This is a genomic window from Maribacter sp. (assembly GCF_049667165.1).
GTDB lineage: Bacteria > Bacteroidota > Bacteroidia > Flavobacteriales > Flavobacteriaceae > Maribacter_A.
In genome coordinates this window covers 1-21899 of the sequence record NZ_JBATHS010000050.1, presented here as the reverse complement: position 1 = coordinate 21899, position 21899 = coordinate 1, and the positions used below count along the sequence as shown (strand labels likewise).

The 21899-nt window shown below is 39.8% G+C and carries 20 protein-coding genes; 13 read left to right on the top strand and 7 right to left on the bottom strand.

Annotated features, from left to right (window positions below; translation table 11 throughout):
* Positions 1-82 precede the first annotated feature (82 nt).
* Positions 83-1084, bottom strand: a complete 1002-nt coding sequence (locus tag WBM98_RS03045) for a Kelch repeat-containing protein (protein WP_424364551.1) — start codon at positions 1082-1084, stop codon at positions 83-85.
* 245 nt (positions 1085-1329) lie between these two features.
* Here WBM98_RS03045 and WBM98_RS03040 point away from each other — a divergent pair, with 245 nt between their 5' ends.
* The 3 genes from WBM98_RS03040 to WBM98_RS03030 all read left to right on the top strand — a co-directional run bounded on the left by WBM98_RS03040 (position 1330) and on the right by WBM98_RS03030 (position 4557).
* Positions 1330-2625, top strand: a complete 1296-nt coding sequence (locus WBM98_RS03040) for a DUF4270 family protein (RefSeq protein ID WP_424364550.1) — start codon at positions 1330-1332, stop codon at positions 2623-2625.
* Complete coding sequence (locus tag WBM98_RS03035) at positions 2609-3865, top strand: OmpP1/FadL family transporter (protein ID WP_424364549.1); 1257 nt, start codon at positions 2609-2611, stop codon at positions 3863-3865. The genes WBM98_RS03040 and WBM98_RS03035 overlap by 17 nt, the downstream gene beginning before the upstream one ends.
* 128 nt (positions 3866-3993) lie before the next feature.
* Positions 3994-4557, top strand: a complete 564-nt coding sequence (locus WBM98_RS03030) for a DUF6515 family protein (protein ID WP_424364548.1) — start codon at positions 3994-3996, stop codon at positions 4555-4557.
* A gap of 98 nt (positions 4558-4655) precedes the next feature.
* On the opposite strand, the gene WBM98_RS03025 is transcribed toward WBM98_RS03030, so the two are convergent.
* Genes WBM98_RS03025 through WBM98_RS03000 form a run of 6 tightly spaced genes read right to left on the bottom strand, consistent with a single transcriptional unit; the run spans position 4656 to position 10954 of the window.
* Entirely contained in the window at positions 4656-5387 is a 732-nt protein-coding gene (locus WBM98_RS03025; protein ID WP_424364547.1) for a LytR/AlgR family response regulator transcription factor, read from the bottom strand.
* Between the two features lie 4 nt (positions 5388-5391).
* Positions 5392-6432, bottom strand: a complete 1041-nt coding sequence (locus tag WBM98_RS03020) for a sensor histidine kinase (protein ID WP_424364546.1) — start codon at positions 6430-6432, stop codon at positions 5392-5394.
* 11 nt (positions 6433-6443) lie between these two features.
* Positions 6444-7664: an ABC transporter permease gene (locus tag WBM98_RS03015; protein ID WP_424364545.1), complete on the bottom strand. Its 1221-nt coding sequence runs from the start codon at positions 7662-7664 to the stop codon at positions 6444-6446.
* Positions 7665-7666: 2 nt separating this feature from the next.
* A complete protein-coding gene (locus tag WBM98_RS03010) occupies positions 7667-8410 on the bottom strand; it encodes an ABC transporter ATP-binding protein (RefSeq protein WP_424364544.1) in 744 nt (247 codons plus the stop codon).
* 5 nt (positions 8411-8415) lie between these two features.
* Positions 8416-9621, bottom strand: coding sequence for an efflux RND transporter periplasmic adaptor subunit (locus WBM98_RS03005; RefSeq protein ID WP_424364543.1), 1206 nt, complete (start codon positions 9619-9621; stop codon positions 8416-8418).
* Between the two features lie 10 nt (positions 9622-9631).
* Positions 9632-10954: a TolC family protein gene (locus tag WBM98_RS03000; protein WP_424364542.1), complete on the bottom strand. Its 1323-nt coding sequence runs from the start codon at positions 10952-10954 to the stop codon at positions 9632-9634.
* A 422-nt stretch (positions 10955-11376) separates the two neighbouring features.
* Between WBM98_RS03000 and WBM98_RS02995 the strand changes: the two genes are divergently transcribed.
* The 10 genes from WBM98_RS02995 to WBM98_RS02950 all read left to right on the top strand — a co-directional run.
* On the top strand, positions 11377-11658 hold the full coding sequence (locus WBM98_RS02995; RefSeq protein WP_424364541.1) for an EF-hand domain-containing protein: 282 nt from the start codon (positions 11377-11379) through the stop codon (positions 11656-11658).
* A 26-nt stretch (positions 11659-11684) separates the two neighbouring features.
* Positions 11685-12677 (top strand): YHYH protein, encoded by a 993-nt coding sequence (locus WBM98_RS02990; RefSeq protein ID WP_424364540.1) that lies wholly within the window; start codon positions 11685-11687, stop codon positions 12675-12677.
* 136 nt (positions 12678-12813) lie between these two features.
* Complete coding sequence (locus WBM98_RS02985; protein WP_424364539.1) at positions 12814-14397, top strand: carbohydrate-binding domain-containing protein; 1584 nt, start codon at positions 12814-12816, stop codon at positions 14395-14397.
* Positions 14398-14462: 65 nt separating this feature from the next.
* A complete protein-coding gene (locus tag WBM98_RS02980; RefSeq protein WP_424364538.1) occupies positions 14463-15095 on the top strand; it encodes a hypothetical protein in 633 nt (210 codons plus the stop codon).
* 133 nt (positions 15096-15228) lie between these two features.
* Entirely contained in the window at positions 15229-15990 is a 762-nt protein-coding gene (locus WBM98_RS02975) for a hypothetical protein (protein ID WP_424364537.1), read from the top strand.
* A gap of 114 nt (positions 15991-16104) precedes the next feature.
* Positions 16105-18804 (top strand): putative LPS assembly protein LptD, encoded by a 2700-nt coding sequence (locus WBM98_RS02970; RefSeq protein WP_424364536.1) that lies wholly within the window; start codon positions 16105-16107, stop codon positions 18802-18804.
* 554 nt (positions 18805-19358) lie between these two features.
* The gene (locus WBM98_RS02965; RefSeq protein ID WP_424364535.1) at positions 19359-20684 is read left to right on the top strand and encodes a DUF1566 domain-containing protein; all 1326 of its coding nucleotides are present in this window, start codon (positions 19359-19361) and stop codon (positions 20682-20684) included.
* A gap of 10 nt (positions 20685-20694) precedes the next feature.
* Positions 20695-21045 carry a hypothetical protein gene (locus WBM98_RS02960; protein WP_424364534.1) on the top strand — a complete coding sequence of 117 codons (351 nt, stop codon included), beginning with the start codon at positions 20695-20697 and terminating at the stop codon, positions 21043-21045.
* A gap of 207 nt (positions 21046-21252) precedes the next feature.
* Positions 21253-21606, top strand: a complete 354-nt coding sequence (locus WBM98_RS02955; RefSeq protein WP_424364533.1) for a hypothetical protein — start codon at positions 21253-21255, stop codon at positions 21604-21606.
* Between the two features lie 33 nt (positions 21607-21639).
* On the top strand, positions 21640-21899 hold a 260-nt coding region (locus WBM98_RS02950), incomplete at its 3' end, for a hypothetical protein (protein WP_424364532.1).

Here is a 21899-nt window from a genome sequence, read left to right as displayed (position 1 = left end):
TTTATTCTGAAATGGGGCGGTACCTTATACAAATATCGCCCCATCGCCAAATTGACTAAAAAAACTAGGTACTGGATTTTCATTAATCTTCGTCATCGTATTCATCCAGTGGATAAAACTCATAGAGGTCATCTAAATAGAGGCTACTGGTACGTCCGAGGCCAACAAAAGCACGGGTTCCGTTAGCGAAGGCAATTGGGTCTTGTCGTGAAGTCCCCTCAAAACTGGTTCTTGTCTCCCATGTATCGTCGCTTGGATCATATTGCCATACCGTAGTCAAGGTGCCACTTGAAGTACCACATGCAATATAGCCATAGCCATTTAAGGCAAACCCAACTGCATTGCTTCTGAGAATGCTATAGTCATCTTCTTCGTCAAGATCCAATTTTTTGGTCCAGCTTTCGGTTGAAGAATCAAAAACCCAAAAATCATCCAAGTATATGCCGTTCGAAACGCCGGTGCCCAAGTATACTTCATCACCGATGGTAAAGGTCGTGGCCGACCTACGTTTGTCGCCTCCAAAGCCTACCAATTCTGACCAAGTGTCGGTAGTGGGGTCATATTTCCAAAAATCCTTGCGATCGTTATCGCCATCATAACCGGTACCGAAATAACCATTGCCGTTGATTCCAAAGGCAACAGCACTCCGTCTAGGCGTCGAAGGAAAGGAAGCTATTTCTGTCCATGAATTCGACCCGGCATTATAGGCATAAAAATCGGCTAGTTCATTGAGTCCGTCATATCCTGAACCAATATATCCGGTGCCATCGATTTCAAAACCTACTGCGGCATTTCTGGCGCTGCCAGGAAAGTCGGCCTTTTGTGACCAATAATCCCCATCGATATCATAGGACCAAAAAGAAGTCAAGTAGTCATCCCCGTCATAACCGACTCCCATATACCCATTATTTCCTATAGTGAATCCTGCGGTGCCGCTTCTAGGGCTTCCATCAAAAACAGATCTGTCGACCCAGTTACCCAAATCCTCATCGTCGTCATCGTCACTTGAACAACTGGATAGCGTACAGATCATAATGCCCAAGAAGGCAGCTTTATGTAAGTGATATTTAATTTCTTTCATCATGTCGTTTTGTTTTGCCTTTTTAATCGGTTATAAATTTTATCCAAAACTAGTACATGACCCTTACCCGTAAAACTGAAATAGATGAAGTTGCCTATTTAACATATGAACACTGTGATTTCATCTACCAATTCAAAGTCGGGTTTAATCGTCAAAATTCCAGTGTTTATCTGCTAACTATAAGGGTTGGTCTATTGTGGTTTTGGCCTAAGGGAACAGCGTATACTTTTATGGTCAAATCAAGATTTATGAAGACTATCCTAGGTTTAGTTTGTTCCGTTCTATTGGTCGCTTCCTGTAGCGATGATTCCTTAAACGATTCAGATTTTGTGGCGGGAGAAACATTTACCAATAGCAATATCCGTGTATTGCAAATCGACACCTTGACCGTGAAACTATCTACGATGAAATTTGATAGCATCATAACCTCTGTGGGTTCACGAATGCTGGTTGGGCAATACAGTGACCCTGTCTTCGGAATTGTCAAAAGTTCAAGTTTCTTGGAAACAATCCCTTCGTCCTATACGATAGATACCGATGCGCAATACGATAGTATTTTATTTATACTTAGGTATGACAACTATTATTACAATGACACCCTATTACATAATACCATCCATATCAAATCCTTGACTGAAAGTCTCAAACCAGCTGACGATACTAACTTTTACAATTCAAGTAGTATTGGGTTTAACGAAGAAGACCTGGGAACTTTAACCTTTGCCCCAAGACCTTTGGGAGCTGATTCCCTACAAGTAAAATTAAGTGACACCTTGGGTTTGGATCTGTTCGAGAACCTTCAGGAGAAAAAATTGACCAATTATGATGAGTTCACAAACCACTTTAATGGACTCACAATTCAACCCGATGAGAGCGATAATGGGGCTATCCTTGGTTTTTCCTTGGCATCTGTCATGCGACTCTATTATAGTATTGCCTATGAAACCGAATCGATACAGTACTATACCGACTTCACGATTAATACAAGTAGTTCCCCGATTCCTTTTTTCAATCAGATCTCGGCTGTGGAGCCCAATGAATATCTAGCGGGTTTAACAAATAATGAGATAAATCTATATAGTGAGGATGCCGATGATCAAAGTTTTATCCAATCGGGTATAGGTATCACAACAAGAATCGAATTTCCATCGATTAAATCGGTATTCGATATTCAGGGACAGGGTACGTTGCTTGATGCAACACTGCGGATCAAACCCAAAGAAGCTTCTTACAATGATGCCCTCATGCTTAGGGATACCCTAGCGGTCTATATGGTAGACCAAAACAATGATCTTGCAGGGGAAACCACCATGATGGCTATTTTGAACAGGGACGATCAAGAATTCAACAATATCTATTATGAAATATCGATTAGTAGCTATTTGGAAGAGCTCTTGGTGACCGACTTAGAGGCGACCGATGCGCTTATTCTTTTGCCATACGATTACAATGCGACGGTCGACCGCTTTATCCTTGATGTCGATGGTAGTAACGAAGGCACGCAACTTGAACTTATATATGCCATTTATGATGAAGATGAATAAAACACCTTTTTTTACGCTTATTGTCATGCTATTGGCACTGAATTCCATATTGGCCCAATCAGAAGGATTGACCAGTTCTCCCTATTCTTTATATGGATTAGGGGTTATCAATCAAACGAGCATTGGTTTTACCAATGGGCTGGGGTATTCCGGAATAGGTATTCGAACAGATACCGATATCAATAATATGAATGCCTCAAATTTTGCATTGATACCTCAAAATTCGTTTTTCTATGATATAGGTTTGAAAGGGGAATATAACAGTTTTAGCAACAAAGAGAGTGATGAATCTAAGACGACCTTTAATTTTGCGAATTTGGCCCTTGCTTTTCGTATCACCAAAGGTCTTGGTGTGGGTATTTCCATGGTTCCATACAGTGATATGGGGTATTCGTTGATAGGAATAGAAACCAATATTGAAGGGTCTACCGAAACCTTTGAAAGTAATGTAAATGGGGTAGGTGGGTTAAGTGATCTTAAGTTTAACTTGGGGTATGCCGTTGCCGAAAACCTACGATTCGGGGCCAGTGCCTCTTTCCTGTTTGGGAATATTGAAGAGGAAGAGACTTTTTATATCAGCGAGAGTACCTTTAGTGCCACCGAAACCACAAACTATTCCGGGCTTCGTATGGGTCTTGGAATGCAATTTGATTTTTCGGATAAGTTCACCATAGGAAGTACGGTGCAATTCCCGACGAGCTTGGAAGGTACTCTTAAACGTTCGGTAATCAAGTATTTGGATGGCGTGGAGACAACCGTAGAAGCTGATGAAAGTGACGCAGCCGCTGATTTTAATATGCCTCTGGAACTCGGTTTTGGATTTAGCGCCAAATTTCTTGAGTCACTGACTTTGAGTGCCGATTACAAGAAGAACTTTTGGAGTGATACCGGACAGATTGAAAACTTAGGGACCTACGAAGATCAAGATATTTATGCTATGGGCCTTGAATATGTAAAGAACCCCACCAGCTATAAGTACAATCACCGCATTCGATACCGAGCAGGTTATAATTATGACAATGGGTACCTCTCTATAAATGGGATAAAAGTAGATGGTTACAATATAACGGCAGGTATAGGCCTTCCCATTGGTCAGGGTCAAAGATCCATGTTGAACCTTTCATACAGCTACGGCTCCAAAGGGCAAATTCAAAATATACTGGTCAAGGAAAACTTTCATTTGCTCACCCTGAATTTAAGCTTAGAGGATCTATGGTTTCAAAAACGTAAGATCAATTAATGATATTTCCCAATGAATTGTCCACCTTCTAATCTAAAATGTGGGTAGTACAACGAATGGTATTAAACCTTTATTGAAAAATTAAGTCAAAATAATAAAATGTTGATAACAATTAAAATTCTATTAGTATGAAAAAAGTAATTATAATGATGTTAGGTTTATTACTGACAGCGGCTTTTACAAATGAAGCGAACGCACAAAAAAGAACGACAACAAAGAGAGTAACTACCACAAAAGTGGAAAGAGTACCAAGAGCTAGGGTCGTCTATAGAAAACCAACGGCAAAGGTGGTCGCAACAAGGTCAATTCCCAATAAAAAGGTGGTCGTTTCCCATAGGGGTGTAAATTATTATTATGCGAACAATAGGTTTTATAGGCCTTATAATGGGCGTTATATAGCTGTAGCACCTAAGGTTGGCCTACGTATAGGATTCTTGCCCCTTGGGTATAGAACCGTAGTGTTTGCCGGAAGAAACCATTTTTATTATGATGGCATCTACTATGATCAAATCGGCGATGAATATGAAGTGGTTTATCCTGAGATAGGAACCCTTATTTACGAGTTGCCAGATAATTATGAAAAAGTAGTGTATGATGGGCAATTGCTTTATGAAGTTAATGGCGTATTGTACGAAAGAGTACAAGTAGATGGTACTAGGGCCTATGAGGTTGTCGGTATCGTAGAGGATTAGAAATAGGGGAACAGCATTGTATCAGGGTAGTAGTTTTGACCATAGGGTAAAAACTACTACCTTTTTTAATTGATTGGAATTGATTTCTTTTAATGGATTCAGTCCAAGCTGTTTTTAGATATGTAGGCCAAGAAGTCCGGTTTATAATTTTCCGAAACGGTAATTCGTTGGTCTCCGATAATGATCTGACTTCGTTCAATAACATCTACGGCCTCTAAAGCAACGATAAATGAACGGTGAATACGCATGAATTTATCAGCTGGTAATACTTCTTGCAGACTTTTTAGGCTCATTAAGGTCAATACGGGTCTTGGCTGGTCTTTGAGCCAAATTTTAATGTAGTCCTTCAAACCTTCAAAATACAGTACGTCGTCTAGATGTATCTTTAGTTGTTTGTAATCAGACTTCACGAAAAGGAACTTCTTTTCGCTGATAGTAGGTGTTTGTGCTTTGGCCTTTGTCAAAGAAAACCATTCTTTAGCCTTTGTAGCGGCCGATAAAAATTCGGCATAATCAAAAGGTTTCAATAAATAATCCATCGCTTCAACCTTATAGCCTTCCAATGCATATTCAGAAAAAGCTGTTGTAAAGATGACTCGAGTGCTTTTTGGAATCAATTTGGAAAGTCCTATTCCTGTCAGATCGGGCATTTGAATATCCAGGAAGATTAGGTCGACAGTTTCATTTTCCATAAAGGCCAAGGCCTCGATGGCACTATCGCATTTTTTCCTTAGATCTAAAAAAGGGGTTTTCAACACATACCCTTCAATCAATTGCAATGCCATGGGCTCATCATCTACGACAATACAGCTAATTTGAACGGGTTTCATAACATCAGGTTTCCAAGGTCAGAATGGCCATAAAGATACCATCTTCCACCTTATAAACGAAACTATGTTGATCGGGATATAATAATTGCAATCGTTTTTCCAAATTTTCCAGTCCTATCCCAGAGCCACTTTTATCACTAGTATTCTTAGGGGTATTCGGGTTTAATGCAGTAAAGGTCAAAGTAGTGCCTTTAATTTCAAATGTAAATGATAAATCTGCTGATTTGCTCGCCGAAATACCGTGTTTAAAAGCATTCTCTACCAAGGTAATGAAAAGCAAAGGCACTACTCTTATATTTGGAACCTCGTCTGGGAAAGTGTACGATATTTTGATCTTATCCGAAAATCGAAGTTTCATGAGTTCAATATACTGGATCATAAAATCGATTTCCTTTTGTAAGGGTACTTTTTCGGTCTCCGTATCGTATAATAGGTAACGCATTAATTTACCCAAACTATGTATGGTTTTTTTTGCACTTTCCGGATTGAGGTCTACCAACGAATATATGTTGTTCAAGGCATTGAAAAAGAAATGGGGTTGTAATTGGTATTTTAAATGTTGGATCTCGGATTGCAGTTTTACGTTCATCGCTTCTTTTTGCATCGCTTCGGTCTTCATCCATCGTTCGGTCGTCTTAAGGGCGATTGAAAAGGCCAAGGGTACAAGAGACGCAAAAAAATCAAGATAAAAGAACATCTTTCTAGGGGGCCTATTCGTTGGATTGTCCTTTATGATCAACAAATCGGTCAAATAGCCCTTCAATTCCTGGTTGGCCCATACAAAAAGCACGATTAAAACAATATTGATAAGAAAGAAAAGGACCGTTCGATTGTTGAATAAAAAGCTATTGATGAAGTATAGGTAATTGAAATAAAAAATAATCGCATAGAAAAGAAGCGGCACCCATGAATGAATCAATGTCCTGTAAACGATTTGGGAGTCTTGATTTTGGCCCTGTGACAACAGATAAGGCATGCTGATCAGGATCATCCATACCAGAACATGTAACAAAGGGAATATGCTTTTCTTTCTGTTCAATACCATGTACTTATAATTTACTCATAGCGCAAGGCTGTAATTGGATCTAATGCTGCTGCCTTTTTTGCAGGATACCATCCAAAAAAGATACCTGTTATAGCACAAACGGCAAACGATATTATGATTGAATACAGGGCCACACTCGTAGGCCAATGTAAGAATTTCTCAATAAAAATAGTTGATCCTAGCCCTAAGATCACTCCAAGAAGTCCGCCGGTGATACTGATTAAAATGGCTTCAATCAAAAATTGCATTAAAATATCGGAGCCTTTACCACCTACAGCCATGCGTAGGCCAATTTCCTTGGTACGCTCCTTTACCGAGACGTACATGATATTCATAATACCAATACCACCGATCAATAATGAAATACTCGCAACGGCTACTAACAGTATAGTTAACATTTCACTGGTAGAACTGAATGTGGAAATTAATTCTTCCATAGAACGTACATGAAAATCGTCTTCTTCATTTTCGGTTAATTTGTGTTGTTTACGTAAAATTTCTGAAACTTGGGTTACTGCTTCTGGTGCATCAGCTTCACTTATAGCAGATGCTATAATAGATTCTAAATGATCGATAGCTAAAATACGTTTTTGTACTGTTGTGTAAGGCGCAATAACAACATCATCTTGATCCTGACCAAAGGTGTTTTCGCCTTTTTCTTCTAATACACCAATAATTTTAAAAGGAATATTATTAAAGCGAATCATTTGACCAACAGGTTCTTGACCATCAGGAAACACATTATCGACAACAGTTTGCCCTATTAAAGCCACTTTGGCAGCCGATTGTACTTCTGCATCGGTAAACATACTTCCGCTTTGTAAATCGGTAATTTTAATATTTAAATACGTTGGATTTACACCGTAAATTGTTGATGGCCAGTTGTTAGAGCCGTTAATGACCTGTCCGCCACCATTTACCAATGGAGTTATATAAGTTAATAAGGTGGCTTGCTCTTTAATTGCATAGTAATCATTAAGCGTTAATGTTTCCATGGCGCTTCGTTCTTGTCTAACACCACCTCGTACATCAGATCCTGGTCTAATAGTAATCATGTTAGAACCCATACTTGAAATGGTGTCTCTAATACTTGCTTTAGAGCCTTCTCCAATGGCTAGCATAGCAATTACCGAAGCCACACCAATGATAATACCCAACATGGTAAGCAAGGTTCTCATTTTGTTAAGCACGATGGCCTTAAATGCGATTTTTAATAAATTTAATAGTCTCATAATCAATGGTGTTCTTTAGGTAATTTCGCCAATTGCTCCGCTGCGGATTCTACCTTATGATTTTTATTATCCTGGATGATATTACCATCTTTCAAAACAATGGTCCGTTTGCTAAAGGCTGCTATATCGGGTTCGTGGGTCACAAAGACGATGGTTATGCCTTGTTTGTTCAACTCTTGAAAAATAGACATGATTTCGTAAGCAGTTCTTGTGTCTAGATTTCCTGTGGCCTCATCTGCTAGAATCATCACCGGATTGTTTACCAATGATCTTGCAATAGCCACACGTTGTTGTTGACCCCCAGAAAGCTGGGAAGGGGTGTGATCTTTTCTGTCGCCTAGACCAACCATTTCTATTGCTTTTATAGCCCTGTCCCTTCGCTCCTCTGAAGACACTTTGCTATTATAGAACAAGGGCAATTCTACGTTTTCTAAAGCTGATGTTCTTGCCAATAAATTATACGATTGAAAGATAAAGCCTATTTTTTCGTTTCGTATAGTCGCCAGTTGGTTTTTACTTAAATCCTTCATTTTCACACCATCAATTTCGTAAAATCCGGAAGTGGGTTGATCTAAACATCCTAAAATATTCAATAAGGTACTTTTCCCCGAACCACTAGAGCCCATGATGGTCACAAATTCACCTTCATGTATTGTAAAAGAGATGCCTCGTAAAGCACGTACCGTTTCGGCTCCCATGATAAACTCACGAGTTAAATCTTCAATTTTTATAATTTCTTTACTCATGGTTATTATTGTTTTTTCTTGGCACCAGGACGTTGTGGCATAAATGGACTCTCATTTGATGCTTCTTTTGAAATTTCAGATTTACTGACACCTTTTAAGCTATATACCAATTTTTCACCATCAGTAACACCACTTACTATCTGCACGTTTACACCATCACTTGCACCTAATGTCACTGCTTTTGAAGTTATAGCTCCATTGGCTCCTAACACCCAAAGGGTTATGTTTTCATGGCTAGTACCATTGTCGGTATTTGGTAAATTGTGTTGTGCATTATATTCCGCTAAGGTTTGGACGTTTGGTTTAAAATTGACTGCTTTAGCCTCAGCGGTTAAAACATCTTTAAGTTCTAATGTGTAAATTGAAATGGTGGCCGTTAACCCTGGTTTCAGCTTTAAATCTGGGTTATCTGCCTTAATAACAACGGTGTAGGTTACTACATTTGACGTGACCGTTGGGTCTAAACGTACCTGTGTCACGATACCTTCAAAGGTTTCACCCATATAGGCATCTACCGTAAAAGTGACACGTTGCCCTTCTTCTACTTGGCCAATATCGGCTTCATCAACATCGGCTTCTACTTGCATTTCCTTTAAATCTTGTGCAATGGTAAACAAGGTAGGCGTGCTAAAACTAGCTGCTACCGTTTGACCTTCGTCTATTGCCCTGGAAAGTACCACACCATCAATGGGGGCATAGATATCTGCATAACTTAAATTTGTGATGGCTCTTTGAAGATCGGATAAACGTTGTGTAACGGTCCCTTTTGCGGTTTGAATATTGTATTGGGCATCGTCAAAATCTGATTTACTAATGACCTGATTATCGTATAAGGTTTTTTGTCGATCAAAAATGGTTTGCATGTAATTTCTTTGGCTTACTGCATTATCATAGGCTGCTTGTGCCTGTGTCAGTGCGGCCTTAAGATTGGTTTTGTCCAATTCGGCAATCAATTGCCCTTCTTTAACCACACTGTTATAATCAACATATATTTTTTCGACAACACCAGAAACCTGTGTGCCAACTTCTACCTGTGTAATGGGTTCCATAGTTCCTGTTGCAGTAACCATCGTAGTTACATTTGCTTTTTTGGCAGCAACGGTCTTCGCTTCGATAACAATAGCATCGTCGCTACTGATAAAAATGTACGCTGCAACAACAAGTATGCCCACTACGAGACTTGCGATGATGATGTTTTTTTTAGTTTTCATTTGATATTGATTAAATTTTGATATCGTTTCCTTGATAAAATTGAAGTAGTTGGGTATACAAAAGGCTTAAATATTTTGTTTGAATGTAGTTTTGCTCGGCATTGGTATAGGTATTTTGGCTTACCACTAGATCGGTGGTACTCAAAGCACCTAGTTCGTACTGTTTCTGTGCCAATCGGTACGATTCACTTGCCGCATTTTTCGCAACTTCGGCGGCTACCATTTGGCTCTGGGCCGCTGTTGCATTTTGCCAAGCCGTTTCTATTTTTTGATAGAGGTCTTTTTCTTCTTGCGCCAATTGTAATTGGGCTATATCAATATTAATTTTGGATTTTTCAACTTCTGTTTTCGTTTTGTTCCTGTTGAAAATAGGAACGTTTAAAGAGAGTCCGATCCGTTGATTGAAGTTTAGGTCGAGCTGGTCGGAAAAATTAAAATCCTGGGTCGAGGTATAACCGGAGCCAAGGCTTCCTGTTAAGGAAAGTGTAGGTAGATATCCCCCTTTGGCAATATCCAGTTCCTTTTCTGAAACGGACACATTAATTTTACTTGCATTTATTTCGGGAAGTTTTTCCAAAGCCCGACTATAGATTAGATTCATATCAGGAATCAAATCCTCATCTGTGCCGGTCGGTTCGGCAATTTGAAATGCAGTACCGTTCGGAAGCTCCAAGAGCTGTTTAAGAGTCAATAGCTGTTGGGCATAATCATTTTTAGCGGTTATTAGATTATAGGCATTCGTAGCCGTGTTGGACTGTGCATCCGTAAAATCCTTTAGGGCAATGGAACCAGCTTCTAAACGGGCCTTGGCCTGCTCCTCTTCTTTTTGCGATGCAACTAGGTTGTTTTCCGCTATCGTGATGTTTTCATTGCTATAGAGCAGTTGAATATAACTATCGGCAATACTCAGGATGATATTGTTTTTGGCCTGCTCCTCATAAAAGGAATATTGGTCTACCAGAAGTTTGTTTTGTTTTATTTCATTATTGATTTGGTTGCCTTGAAAAAGGGTTACCTGGGTATTCAATCCTAAACTTGTGGAATTTATCTGTTGGGAAACAAAATCACTGGTTATCGGGTCAATCGAATTCCCATTGGTGAAGTTCTGTGAAGCCATACCCGATAGATTGGGTAATCTTGAAGATCTTGACGATTTATAATCCTGAAGCGTGCTGTTTTTTTGCAAAACGGCCTGTTTTACGGAAATGTTATGCTCCAAAGCATAGGAAATGCAATCTTCTAAGGACCAAATTTTATTGGGATCACTTGGAGTTTGCTGACTCTGTACAAACTGCCCGATTACTACTAGAAATATGATAATTGTTTTTTTCATGTCGTTGTATGCAATTTTGATTGAAATACGGTACAAATATCCGTCGGTTGTCATACAATATCTATTGAAATAGATGGATGGGGGAATTGACTAGACCAAAACGGTTATTTTCCCGACGGGATTTTTTTAAGGAATTGCATCTTGATACTTAAAACGTTGGTTTAAGGGTCAAAATGTACCGGGTATATCCTGCTATCGATACACCAATAAGTCCTTGAAGTATGCTTAAAAGCGGCACCGAGGGCGCAGCCCACTTTCAGAATAACCTAAATGAAATCCTTTGGTTTTTGCTGTACCCAGTAGTGAGATCTCCATTTACAAAACCATCCCGTCCATAGACAAAAACCTAGGATTGGTTGATTGGTTTTCTTTTTGGATGATTTGTAACGGTTCTTTGTTTCATAATCTAAAAATGGATCAAAATGAAAACAAAAGCAATTTTATTAAGTATTACGGCTACCACATTATTTGCAATTTCAAGCAACGCACAACAATCAAGCAATCGACAAAATAAGCAAGAACCACCGACTGTCGATGAGATTTTCAAACAGATGGACAAGGACGAGGATGGAAAACTTTCCAAAAAAGAAATCAAAGGCCCTTTAAAAGACGATTTCACAAAAATAGATACCGATGAAGATGGTTTCCTTTCTAAAGAGGAAGTGGAAAATGCCCCAAAACCAAAAGGTAGAAAATCTCAATAAAAATCGAAAAATAAAAAATAGCAACTATGAAAAACATCTTGTTTTTACCTTTAAGCTGCGTTTTTCTTCTGTTCTCTTGTAATAGCTGTAGTTCTGATTCAAATAACGACACTACGGATGATATCGTTGATGATGAAGTATCCGATATACTGGTGGTTAATGTAGAATCTTCCTACTTTACATCAGACAATGTTACCATCACCACGGTACCCTGTACCTTATCCGACGGTACCGAAACGGATTGTTATCAAATCGTTACAAATAGTACACCTTCTGACCACGAAATGGGTCCATGGTGTCCTGAAAACATCGCTGACGATGCAGAAGCGGGGGGTATTTGGCTGGAAGACGGGGAAGTTTATGATGTAGATGGTGCGTTTATTGAAAATATGGCCACATTTTACAATGATTCCAAATGGCTTATGTATGATGCAAACGGAGATATTTATGTAACTGCAACTGAAGATGATTGTATCAACGCTGCCAATCCCGATGTAGGGGAGGAATACGAAAACTTCTGTGTAGAATGTCTCCCCACCTATATAACCGATTTGACGCAAACTTGGACAATTCCAATAACCCCTGTTCTTCAAGACAATCCCGTCCTTTTTGCCACGGGTCCTGGAGGACCTGGTAGCAGCGCTCCCTCAACCCGTGGCGTGGCACTAAATGGGATAGAATTTTCTGCACCTGCTCCCGTAGATAATATTCTAGGTGCCTATACCTTGGCTCCATTTGATGATGCCGGGGGACATATTAACGTGCATCAAGGGTATCACTATCATGCAGCTACAGGATTCAGTACAAAAGTTGAACAAGCAGATGGGTATGCAGCTTTGATCGGCTACGCTTTGGATGGAAACGGAATTTACGAATTATTGGACACCGATGGTAATGCCCCTTCCGACTTAGATGAACTACGCGGCCACTCCGATGATACCCGTGGATACCATTACCACGTAGACGAGGCAGGTAACAATAATTTTATCAATGGTCTAAAAGGTGCTTACGTCAATTGAAAATACAGCTAAGAATGAGCCTTGACTAAATTGGTGTTTACCAACAATCTATAAAAAAGTAGAAACCAAAAGTAAAAATTCCAACATTATAAGAGTTCAAATAAGAACGCTGAACTTACTTAAAAACAAAAGAATCATGAAATACAAAACATTTAAGAAAGCAAGTATTTTAGCAGTAGTATTAGCCATTTTCACTGCTTGTAGCAGTGATGATGAAAATGAGATTGTAACAATATCAGAAGAGGTAGTATCAACATCGGAAGATATTGTAATAACAAGCACAAATTCAACAGGAACGGCTGAAGGCGATACGGACAACACAGGTGCCGATGAAGATGATTTAGTGGAAAATGCCACTTTTGAAAATACAGTACAAATTGTATTTTCCGATACCTCGGTAACGATTACAAACCCCGTTCCTGATGATGTGGTAATAACGCAAGACGGTGCCGATGTCACCATTAATTCCTCCATTTCAGAAGTGGCTTATGAAATATCGGGCACAACAACCGATGGGATGTTAAAAATGTATAGCGATAAAAAGTTCAAATTATCCTTAAGTGATTTAAGCATCACCAATGCTGATGGTCCAGCGATCAATATCCAATCTTCAAAAACCATTTTTGTAGTATTAGAGGGTACAAACAACTTGACCGATGCAACAACGTACAGTAATATTCCAGATGACGAAGATGCAAAAGCAACATTTTTCAGCGAAGGACAATTGGTTTTTAGCGGTTCAGGAGCACTTAACGTGGCAGGAATCTACAAACACGGTATTGCAAGTGATGATTATATCAGGGTAATTAGTGGAACAATTACAGTTACCGAAGCGGCATCGGACGCCATGCACACCAACGATTACATAGTTATAGACGGCGGTACACTTAATTTAACAGCGGATAGCGACGGAATGGATTGCGAAGAAGGCTACATTATTATCAACGACGGAGCATTTACCATAAATGCTGTTGATGATGGTATTGCTGCGTCGTATGACATTGATGACGAAGAAGAACCAGATGATTCCATTACGCCCTATGTAACTATTAATGGCGGAAATTTTGAAATTACTACTTCAGAAGGCGAGGGAATGGAAGCCAAGGGAACAATGACCATTAATGACGGTACCATAAACATCAGTTCTTACGATGATGGCTTAAATTCAGGTGGAAATTTATATATCAACGGAGGCAATATTTATGTTTACGCCACGCTAAATGATGCTATTGATAGTAACGATGGGATTACCATTACAGGTGGTACAACCATTGCAATAGCAGTCAGGACGGATGAACCCGATGGTAGCTTTGATTGTGATGATGACACATTCAAAATTACGGGAGGAACCATTTTAGGGTTAGGACTAAATACATCATTTCCAACAGAAAGCGTAAGTACACAAAACTCTGTGATTTTAGATGGGATCAGTGCAAATACCATCCTGAATATTCAATCATCGGATGGTACGGAAGCCCTCACTTATGAAGTGCCATATAGCGTAAATACCATAATTTACTCCAATGCAAAATTAGAAACAGCAGAAACTTATAATATTTACACAGGAGGAAGTGTAAGCAATGGCACTGAAGTTAACGGGTTATACACTTCTGGGACCTATAGTGGAGGAACAGATTCAGGAGATTCATTTACCATAAATAGCACTGTTACACAAATTGGAGGAGAATTGGGACCAACAGGAGAGAATGGAGGTAGATAAAAACTGGAGTTAAAGGGAGGGTTGGGTTATTCTATTCAACCCTTTAAACAAAAAAATATAAAGAGATGAAAAAATACATGTTACCGCTTGTTGCCTTTTGGTTTTCTATAGCAAGTTTTGCCCATAATCCTGATGTATCGACCATAATGTTGGTCGAAAAAGAGAACAATGTTTGGGTGTTACAGATCAGTGCTTCATTAACTGCATTTCAACATGAAGTACGGACCCATTTTGACGAAACTCCTTATAAATCCCCCGAGGAGTTTCAAAAAATGGTGTTGGAGCATATCAAGAACAATCTTGAGATCAGCTTCAATAATAACAGAGAAATAACCTTGGGGCAGGGCATCGTCAAACTGGGCCATGAGACCAACGTGGTTTTTGAGGTGTCCGGTATCCCTTCGGAAATAAATTCCGTATGGGTTGAAAATAATGTATTCAAAGATATCTCTAGAAATCAAAGTGCCCTATTTCTTTTCAAGGAAGGTTTTACCAAGGAACAGTTCGTTTTGGACAATGCCAATGGCCATACCTTGGCATTGGAAGTAAGGGGCAACAAGTTTGTAGTAGTTGGCACAAGCAAGGCAAGTTTCTTTTCACCCTATTTTGGACTCTTTTTCATTGGACTTTTAGGAATCGGTTTTTTACTACACAATGTCTTTGGTAATAAAAAAGTGGCTTTAAAAACCGTTCGCTAATTTCCATTTGCCATAATACAAGAAATAAAGGATATAGTACGATTTGTTAGTTGAGTTAAAAGGCTTCGTAAGCTATTACGAAGCTTTTATTTGCAACTCTATGAATTTATAAAGAGTAGCTAGGTTGCCCAAGATGAAAGTATTCAGAAACATAAGAAAAAAATTAGTGGCTTCGGGGAAAGTAAAAAACTACCTGGTATATGCCCTTGGCGAGATTCTGCTCATTGTTATCGGTATATTGATTGCCTGGAAAATCAATGATCTGAATGAAATCCGAAAAAATAAAATCGTTGAGCTTAAAATTTATGACAGCCTCTATGAAGAGCTAGACCTGAATCTGAAAGTCCTCAATAGCGCCATCGCTAACTACTCCGATGACATTCAAAGATTGGAAGCCACCGTTAATTACGTGGGTCTTGCCCCGGAACAGATTACATCTGGAGCCAAAGATACGATCGTACATTTGAATTATAGGGAAGTGAATCTGCTGGAAGGGGCTTTGAATTCCGTCATCAATACGACCAAATTCGAACTCATTGAAAGTGATTCCCTAAAAAGGCTGATCACAAATTACCCTACCGAAGTTGGGAATTTTAAAATGGAGGATTCAAAGGTAAAAGAGGTGGTGGCCAATGGTTTGAAACCCGTTTTGGAAAAATATCTTTCCTTGGCCGATATGCTTCCCAAAGAGAACCCAAAATACAATACTATTAAGAGTTTTGGGGGAAAGTCGAATTACCATAGTTTACTACAGGACCGAGAATATCAAAATAGTATTACCGCCAGGTTATTGCATACGGAAAACCTTTTAACGTTGGCGAAGAAATTAAGGAACAGGACCCAAATCATGGCTATGAAATTAAGTCGCGAATTGGGGTATCCCGTAGAAAGTTGATAGATGCACCGAACTCAAAAAAAATCATGTAACTTCTGACCTTCGATTTCTCAATAATGATTCAAGAGAAATAAATGAAGAGGTCGTACCTTCGCAACAATAAGATATATCGTTTTGCCTTGCCACCAACATACCATACTTTTTCTGTTCGTATTGCTTTATGGCGTTCTCCCATTATGTGCGCAAGAAGGCCGGACCCTCCCCTTGCCCATCAAAGCGGAAAAGGATACCATTATCGCGCCCTTGTTCCTCGATGCTTCCCGGATCGATAGTATTAAGGTCGATTCCGCACAGAACGATTCAACGAAAAACAAACCATCCATATTACCTGAAACCATAAAATATAAGGCCAAGGATTCTATAAAGTTGAACCAAAAAGAGCATACGATATATCTCTACAACGAAGCGGAAATTTACTATCAGGACATTGAACTAAAGGCAGGTATCATCGTGATGGACTATCTCAAAAATGAGGTATATGCAGGGCGTATTAAGGATTCCTTAGGGAATTACACACAAATGCCCTTTTTTAAGCAGGGGGAAAAGGAAGTCATACCCGATTCGATCCGGTTCAACTTTGATACACAAAAGGCCTTGATTTGGAACTCACGTACCGAGCAGCAAGCCGGTCTGGGGCAATTGGGCAGCGATATCATGAGGGTGTACGCTCAGGTTACGAAAAAGGAAAACGATTCGGTTTACTTTTTGAGCGAGGCCAAATTGACCACCTCCAAGGATACCATTGACCCTGATTACTATATTCGGGTAAGAAAGGCCAAACTCATTCCTAAAAAGAAGGTAATCGCAGGGTTTAGCAATCTTTACATCGCAGATATACCCACACCCATAGCCTTGCCCTTTGCTTATTTTCCATTGACCGTAGGCCAGACCGCTGGCCTGTTGATGCCCACATTTGGAAATGACCCCGATAAGGGCTACTTTTTTCAGAACGCGGGATATTATCTTCCCATAAGCGATTACGCAGACCTGGCCCTGACGGGTGACCTATACACCAATGGTAGCTATGGCATCCGAATGCAATCGGCATATGCCAAACGATATCGGTACAGTGGCAATATCAACTTTAGGTATGAAAATTTAGTGACCAGCCAATTGGGGTTCAGCGATTATGCGAGGAGTTCCATATACAACTTGCAGATATCACATTCCCAGGATCAGAAAGCCAGTCCGAATTCGCAATTTTCGGCCTCGGTCAATTTAGGAAGTAGTTCGTATTATCGAAATTCGTTATTACAACAGAACTTGCCGAGCACGCAGAACAATACCCTAAGTTCATCGATATCCTATTCCAAGACCTTTCCTGCCTATCCCTCGGTCAATATGAGCTTGGCCGCGACACATAGCCAAAATACCAATACCGAATCGATCGAAATGACACTTCCCACAATACAGGCCAGCATGGAGCGTATCTTTCCATTTGCAAAAAGGGACGGGATCAAAAAGGGGATGATCCAGAATATTAACTTTCAATATAATGTAAACGCACAAAACAAGCTATCTACCAATGATGACGACTTTTTAACAAGCAGGATGTTCGACGATGCCCAAGTGGGTGCCAAACACAGCATACCCCTCAGCACGAATTTTAAGATAGCCAAGTTCTTTAGCGTTACCGTCGGGGCCAATTACAACGATGTTTGGGCTTTGGAAACCTTTGGGCAGCGATTCGATGACGAAGAAAATGAGGTTGTGACCGACACCTTAAGCGGGTTTGCCCGTTATAACACCTATAACTTCAGCGCCAGCGTAGGGACGACCCTCTACGGCACTTTTAATTTTGGCGAGGACAATAGAATACAGGCCATCAGGCATGTCATGAGGCCTTCATTAAGTTATGGCTACGCACCTTCTTTTGAACAGTTTTATGATGAATACATCGACGGCGATGGTGAGGTTGTTCAGTACAGTAAATTCCAAGGCACCCTTAATGGGGCGCCAAGTTTGGGACAATCGAATAGTTTGAGTTTCTCCCTGGCCAATACCCTGGAGGCCAAAGTACGGAGCAGGGACTCCACTGGGACAGAACCGAAGAAAGTGTCCATTTTAAGTAATTTCAATATCTCGACCGGTTATAATATGGAGGCCGATTCCTTACGGCTAAGTCCATTGAGTTTAAACGGCGGTACCTCTATCTTGGACAATAAGATGTCCATCAACTTTTCCGCCGGTCTGGATCCCTATGCCGTCGACAACAATGGCACCCGCATCAATACCTTCAATATCGACAACGGGGGAAGCCTATTTCGGCTGACCAATGCCAATTTGAATGTGGGCTATTCGATAAGCAATGAAACCTTTGGGAAAAAAAGTGGGGAAAAGCGTAAGGAAGATTTGGGGAACGATGATTATGTAGCCCAAAGTGGCGGAAGAACGGATGGTCTCTTCGGAAGGGCCAATGATTTCAATAGTCTTGGAAGCGACAACGGGGAAAAAGACAAAGACGAACAGGATGTTGAAAACCCCATCTATGCCACTACAATACCTTGGGATTTTCGACTGGCGTATTCCGCCACCTATTCCAACGCCTCGCAGCAAAACGAATTCAGTAGCCATTCGCTTATGTTCTCGGGTGATATATCGTTGACCCCAAGTTGGAAGGTTGGGGTATCATCTGGTTACGACTTTAAAAACAAGGGTTTTACCCTTACCCAACTGCGTTTCGAAAGGGACCTAAAAAGTTTCGCTCTTCGATTTAATTGGACACCTTTTGGAGTTTATGAACGTTGGTATTTCTTTATCGGTATTAAAAGCTCAATACTTAGCGACCTGAAATGGGATAAAAGCAGCCAATAGGCTATGCTGCACTAAAAAGCAGTCATTAGGCTAGAAAAACGGTTCTTAGCCCTAGTTTAAAGACCCAAAAAAGGAATGACTTTGATCTTATGACGTTTTCCTATAGGAATTCGGATATCGTCCCGATGGTTTTTTAAAATCAGGGTTTTTTTATTTCTTTAATAGATGGTATTCCCTTTTGATTGACAAACCCATTTAAGTGGTTGATTGCTTTTTTAAATCAGTGATCTTTGATTTTACTTTTTTCTTGAAATAGTACTAATGCCATTGAAAATAAATAGGTTCATTGGCTATCTCTTTATATCAATCCTATTTTTGCATCCATTTTTTATTGTAAGAAACCTATGTACATGTCCTCAATTTTTTATACTGCTATTAGTAGGCCTACTATGCTCTTAGGGCCTATTAAAACCTCATGGAGTAAACCTCCTAATTCGTAGATGAAGTGCTTCAATTCATTGATTAGTTTTCTTTTTGGATGAATTGTAACGGTACTTTGTTTCATAATTCAAAAAAGATTCAAAACGAAATCTATACACTTCAACCACTCAACAATGAAAACAAAATTTTTAAACAAATGGAGCACTGTGTTTTTTGGCTTATTGTTCTTAATGGCAGTTACAATTTCGTGTAGCGACAACGACGAAGATATCACAGACGAGGTCACGGATGAAGTCGCAGATGATAGTTCTGATGAAACCGTTAATGATAATCTTCCGGATATCACGGGATTCCCAATAGTTGATACCGATCAGTCAACTTTTTTCAACAATACCACCGAGATTTCATCACCTTCATCTGGTGCTGACTTTTACGGACAGGATGCACAGTATTCAGGAAATCAGCCCTCCTTTACCGATAATGGTGATGGTACCGTAACCGATAATGTAACAGGTTTAATGTGGCAGTCCTCATTCGATCATAATGATGATGGCGAAATAGATGTTGACGACAAACTTAGTCTAGACGAGATACTGGTTTTACCCGTAACAGTTACAACAGGGGGACATCCAGATTGGAGAGTGCCTACAATAAAAGAACAATACTCCCTGATTATGTTTTCCGGTCGGGATATCTGTGGTTACGAAGGTACCGATACCGATGGTCTGACCCCATTCATCAATACCGATTATTTTGAGTACGCCTATGGGGATACGGATGCTGGGGAACGATTGATCGATGTGCAGTGCGCATCAACCAACATGTATCTACCTGGAACCTATGGAGGAACAGCCGAAACCGTATTTGGGGTCAATTTTGCTGATGGGCGTATAAAAGGGTATGGAACAACTTTGTTCGGGCAAGACAAGCAATTCAATTACCTCTTGGTACGCGGAAATTCGACTTATGGTATAAATGAATTTACCGACAATGGCGATGCTACCATTACAGATAATGCTACAGGGTTAATGTGGACCCAAGAAGATAATGGCGAAGCGATTATATGGAGTGATGCCTTGAGTTATGCAGAAAATGCAGAAGAAGCAGGGTATACCGATTGGAGGTTGCCCAATGCAAAAGAACTACAATCCATAGTAGACTATTCCCGTTCCCCCGACGAGACAAATTCAGCTGCTATTGATGCCTTGTTTGCCTGTACTGAAATCATCAATGAAGCTGGTGAAACTGATTACGGTTTCTATTGGAGTGGCACAACACACGCAAATATTACCGAGGGCAGTGAAGGTACTTTCGGAGCTTACGTTTGCTTTGGTCGCGGTATGGGCTACGATCCCGATTGGACCGATGTTCATGGAGCTGGAGCACAACGGAGCGACCCTAAAGCAGGTGACCCTGATGACTATCCTACAGGAAACGGGCCCCAAGGTGATGCTGTTCGAATCTACAACTATGTACGATTGGTAAGGGATATCAATTAAATAAAATCGAATGAAACCGTCACATACCTATAATAGTCTTACTCCTTCCGAATCAGATAATGAGCTATTGGTTACTCGTTTAAAACGAAATTTAAAAGATGTGTATCAGTTACGCCATAAACTTGATTCATATCGTTGTGAACCTCGAACGTATCTTTTGTTCGAGCGCATAGAATCCCTCAAAAAGGGTTTGGAGACTTTAGAATGTGAAGATCTTGAAATCATTTCTGAACTTAAAGAACACGAAAAGTCTGATAAGGAGTACGCTGAAAAGATAATACATCAATATTCTGAGTTTAATGACCTACAACAAGGTGTTAAGGAGTATATCTTTGCTTGTGAAACACATCACCGTCTATAATTTTTGTTAGAAATTGATGTTATAATTTTCCCCTAAAAGACCCATAAATTTTGTTTAATTAACGGGCCGGATACTTCCAATGAACAAAACCCCGATTGGTTGATGAAATACCCTGGTTCGTTGATTTTTATTTCTATTGAACATAAGCTTACGTTTCTTTGAAATGAAAATTCAAACCTGAAGATCATGAAACAAAAAATGAATGGAATGTATAAATTATTAATCGCAGTATTGATCGTTTCAACGACGGCCTGTGGGCAACAAAGAAGTGGTCAACAAGGACCGCCAGCACTTCCGACAGCTGATGAAATCGAAGAAATGGTGAGTGATTTGGCAGATGGGATTTCTTTAGATGAAGTTCAAGAAGAAAACATCCTTGAACTTTACAACGCCCATTTTGAGGAGGTTAAGCAAAAAATGAAATCTGGCAGGCCCGACCGCAAGGAAATGGAATCGTTACGAACTGATTTCGAGAAAGAGGTAAATGCAATCTTAAGCGATGAACAACAGGAATTATATATGGACTATCAAAAGAAAAACTGCCCAAAAGGCAAAAGATAACGAATAATATTCTAGAATTAAAAAACATAAACCATGAAAAATTCAACAAAAAAGAAGAAGGTCAACCTATTAGGTATTTATGTATTGATATTCGCTTTACTGGTATTCAACGTTGGGTGCAGTGACGATGATGGGGATAGTATCGATGAGGTTACTGATGAAGTAGTGGATGATGATACCGCTGATGACGACAGCACTTACGATGATTTGACCATCAACAACTATCTTATGATCGCTTCCGGACAAACCAACTTGTACAATGCCGATGGGGATCAAGTTACCAGCCTCAGTGA

Excerpts from the sequence above, each read along its gene's own strand:
- WBM98_RS03045 (WP_424364551.1), bottom strand. The coding sequence starts at position 1,084 with ATGATGAAAGAAATTAAATATCACTTACATAAAGCTGCCTTCTTGGGC.
- WBM98_RS02965 (WP_424364535.1), top strand. The coding sequence starts at position 19,359 with ATGAAAACAAAATTTTTAAACAAATGGAGCACTGTGTTTTTTGGCTTA.
- WBM98_RS02995 (WP_424364541.1), top strand. The coding sequence starts at position 11,377 with ATGAAAACAAAAGCAATTTTATTAAGTATTACGGCTACCACATTATTT.
- WBM98_RS03035 (WP_424364549.1), top strand. The coding sequence starts at position 2,609 with ATGATGAAGATGAATAAAACACCTTTTTTTACGCTTATTGTCATGCTA.
- WBM98_RS03020 (WP_424364546.1), bottom strand. The coding sequence starts at position 6,432 with ATGGTATTGAACAGAAAGAAAAGCATATTCCCTTTGTTACATGTTCTG.
- WBM98_RS02955 (WP_424364533.1), top strand. The coding sequence starts at position 21,253 with ATGTATAAATTATTAATCGCAGTATTGATCGTTTCAACGACGGCCTGT.
- WBM98_RS03000 (WP_424364542.1), bottom strand. The coding sequence starts at position 10,954 with ATGAAAAAAACAATTATCATATTTCTAGTAGTAATCGGGCAGTTTGTA.
- WBM98_RS03015 (WP_424364545.1), bottom strand. The coding sequence starts at position 7,664 with ATGAGACTATTAAATTTATTAAAAATCGCATTTAAGGCCATCGTGCTT.
- WBM98_RS03005 (WP_424364543.1), bottom strand. The coding sequence starts at position 9,621 with ATGAAAACTAAAAAAAACATCATCATCGCAAGTCTCGTAGTGGGCATA.
- WBM98_RS02975 (WP_424364537.1), top strand. The coding sequence starts at position 15,229 with ATGAAAGTATTCAGAAACATAAGAAAAAAATTAGTGGCTTCGGGGAAA.
- WBM98_RS03025 (WP_424364547.1), bottom strand. The coding sequence starts at position 5,387 with ATGAAACCCGTTCAAATTAGCTGTATTGTCGTAGATGATGAGCCCATG.
- WBM98_RS02960 (WP_424364534.1), top strand. The coding sequence starts at position 20,695 with ATGAAACCGTCACATACCTATAATAGTCTTACTCCTTCCGAATCAGAT.
- WBM98_RS02985 (WP_424364539.1), top strand. The coding sequence starts at position 12,814 with ATGAAATACAAAACATTTAAGAAAGCAAGTATTTTAGCAGTAGTATTA.
- WBM98_RS02980 (WP_424364538.1), top strand. The coding sequence starts at position 14,463 with ATGAAAAAATACATGTTACCGCTTGTTGCCTTTTGGTTTTCTATAGCA.
- WBM98_RS03040 (WP_424364550.1), top strand. The coding sequence starts at position 1,330 with ATGAAGACTATCCTAGGTTTAGTTTGTTCCGTTCTATTGGTCGCTTCC.
- WBM98_RS03030 (WP_424364548.1), top strand. The coding sequence starts at position 3,994 with ATGAAAAAAGTAATTATAATGATGTTAGGTTTATTACTGACAGCGGCT.
- WBM98_RS02990 (WP_424364540.1), top strand. The coding sequence starts at position 11,685 with ATGAAAAACATCTTGTTTTTACCTTTAAGCTGCGTTTTTCTTCTGTTC.
- WBM98_RS03010 (WP_424364544.1), bottom strand. The coding sequence starts at position 8,410 with ATGAGTAAAGAAATTATAAAAATTGAAGATTTAACTCGTGAGTTTATC.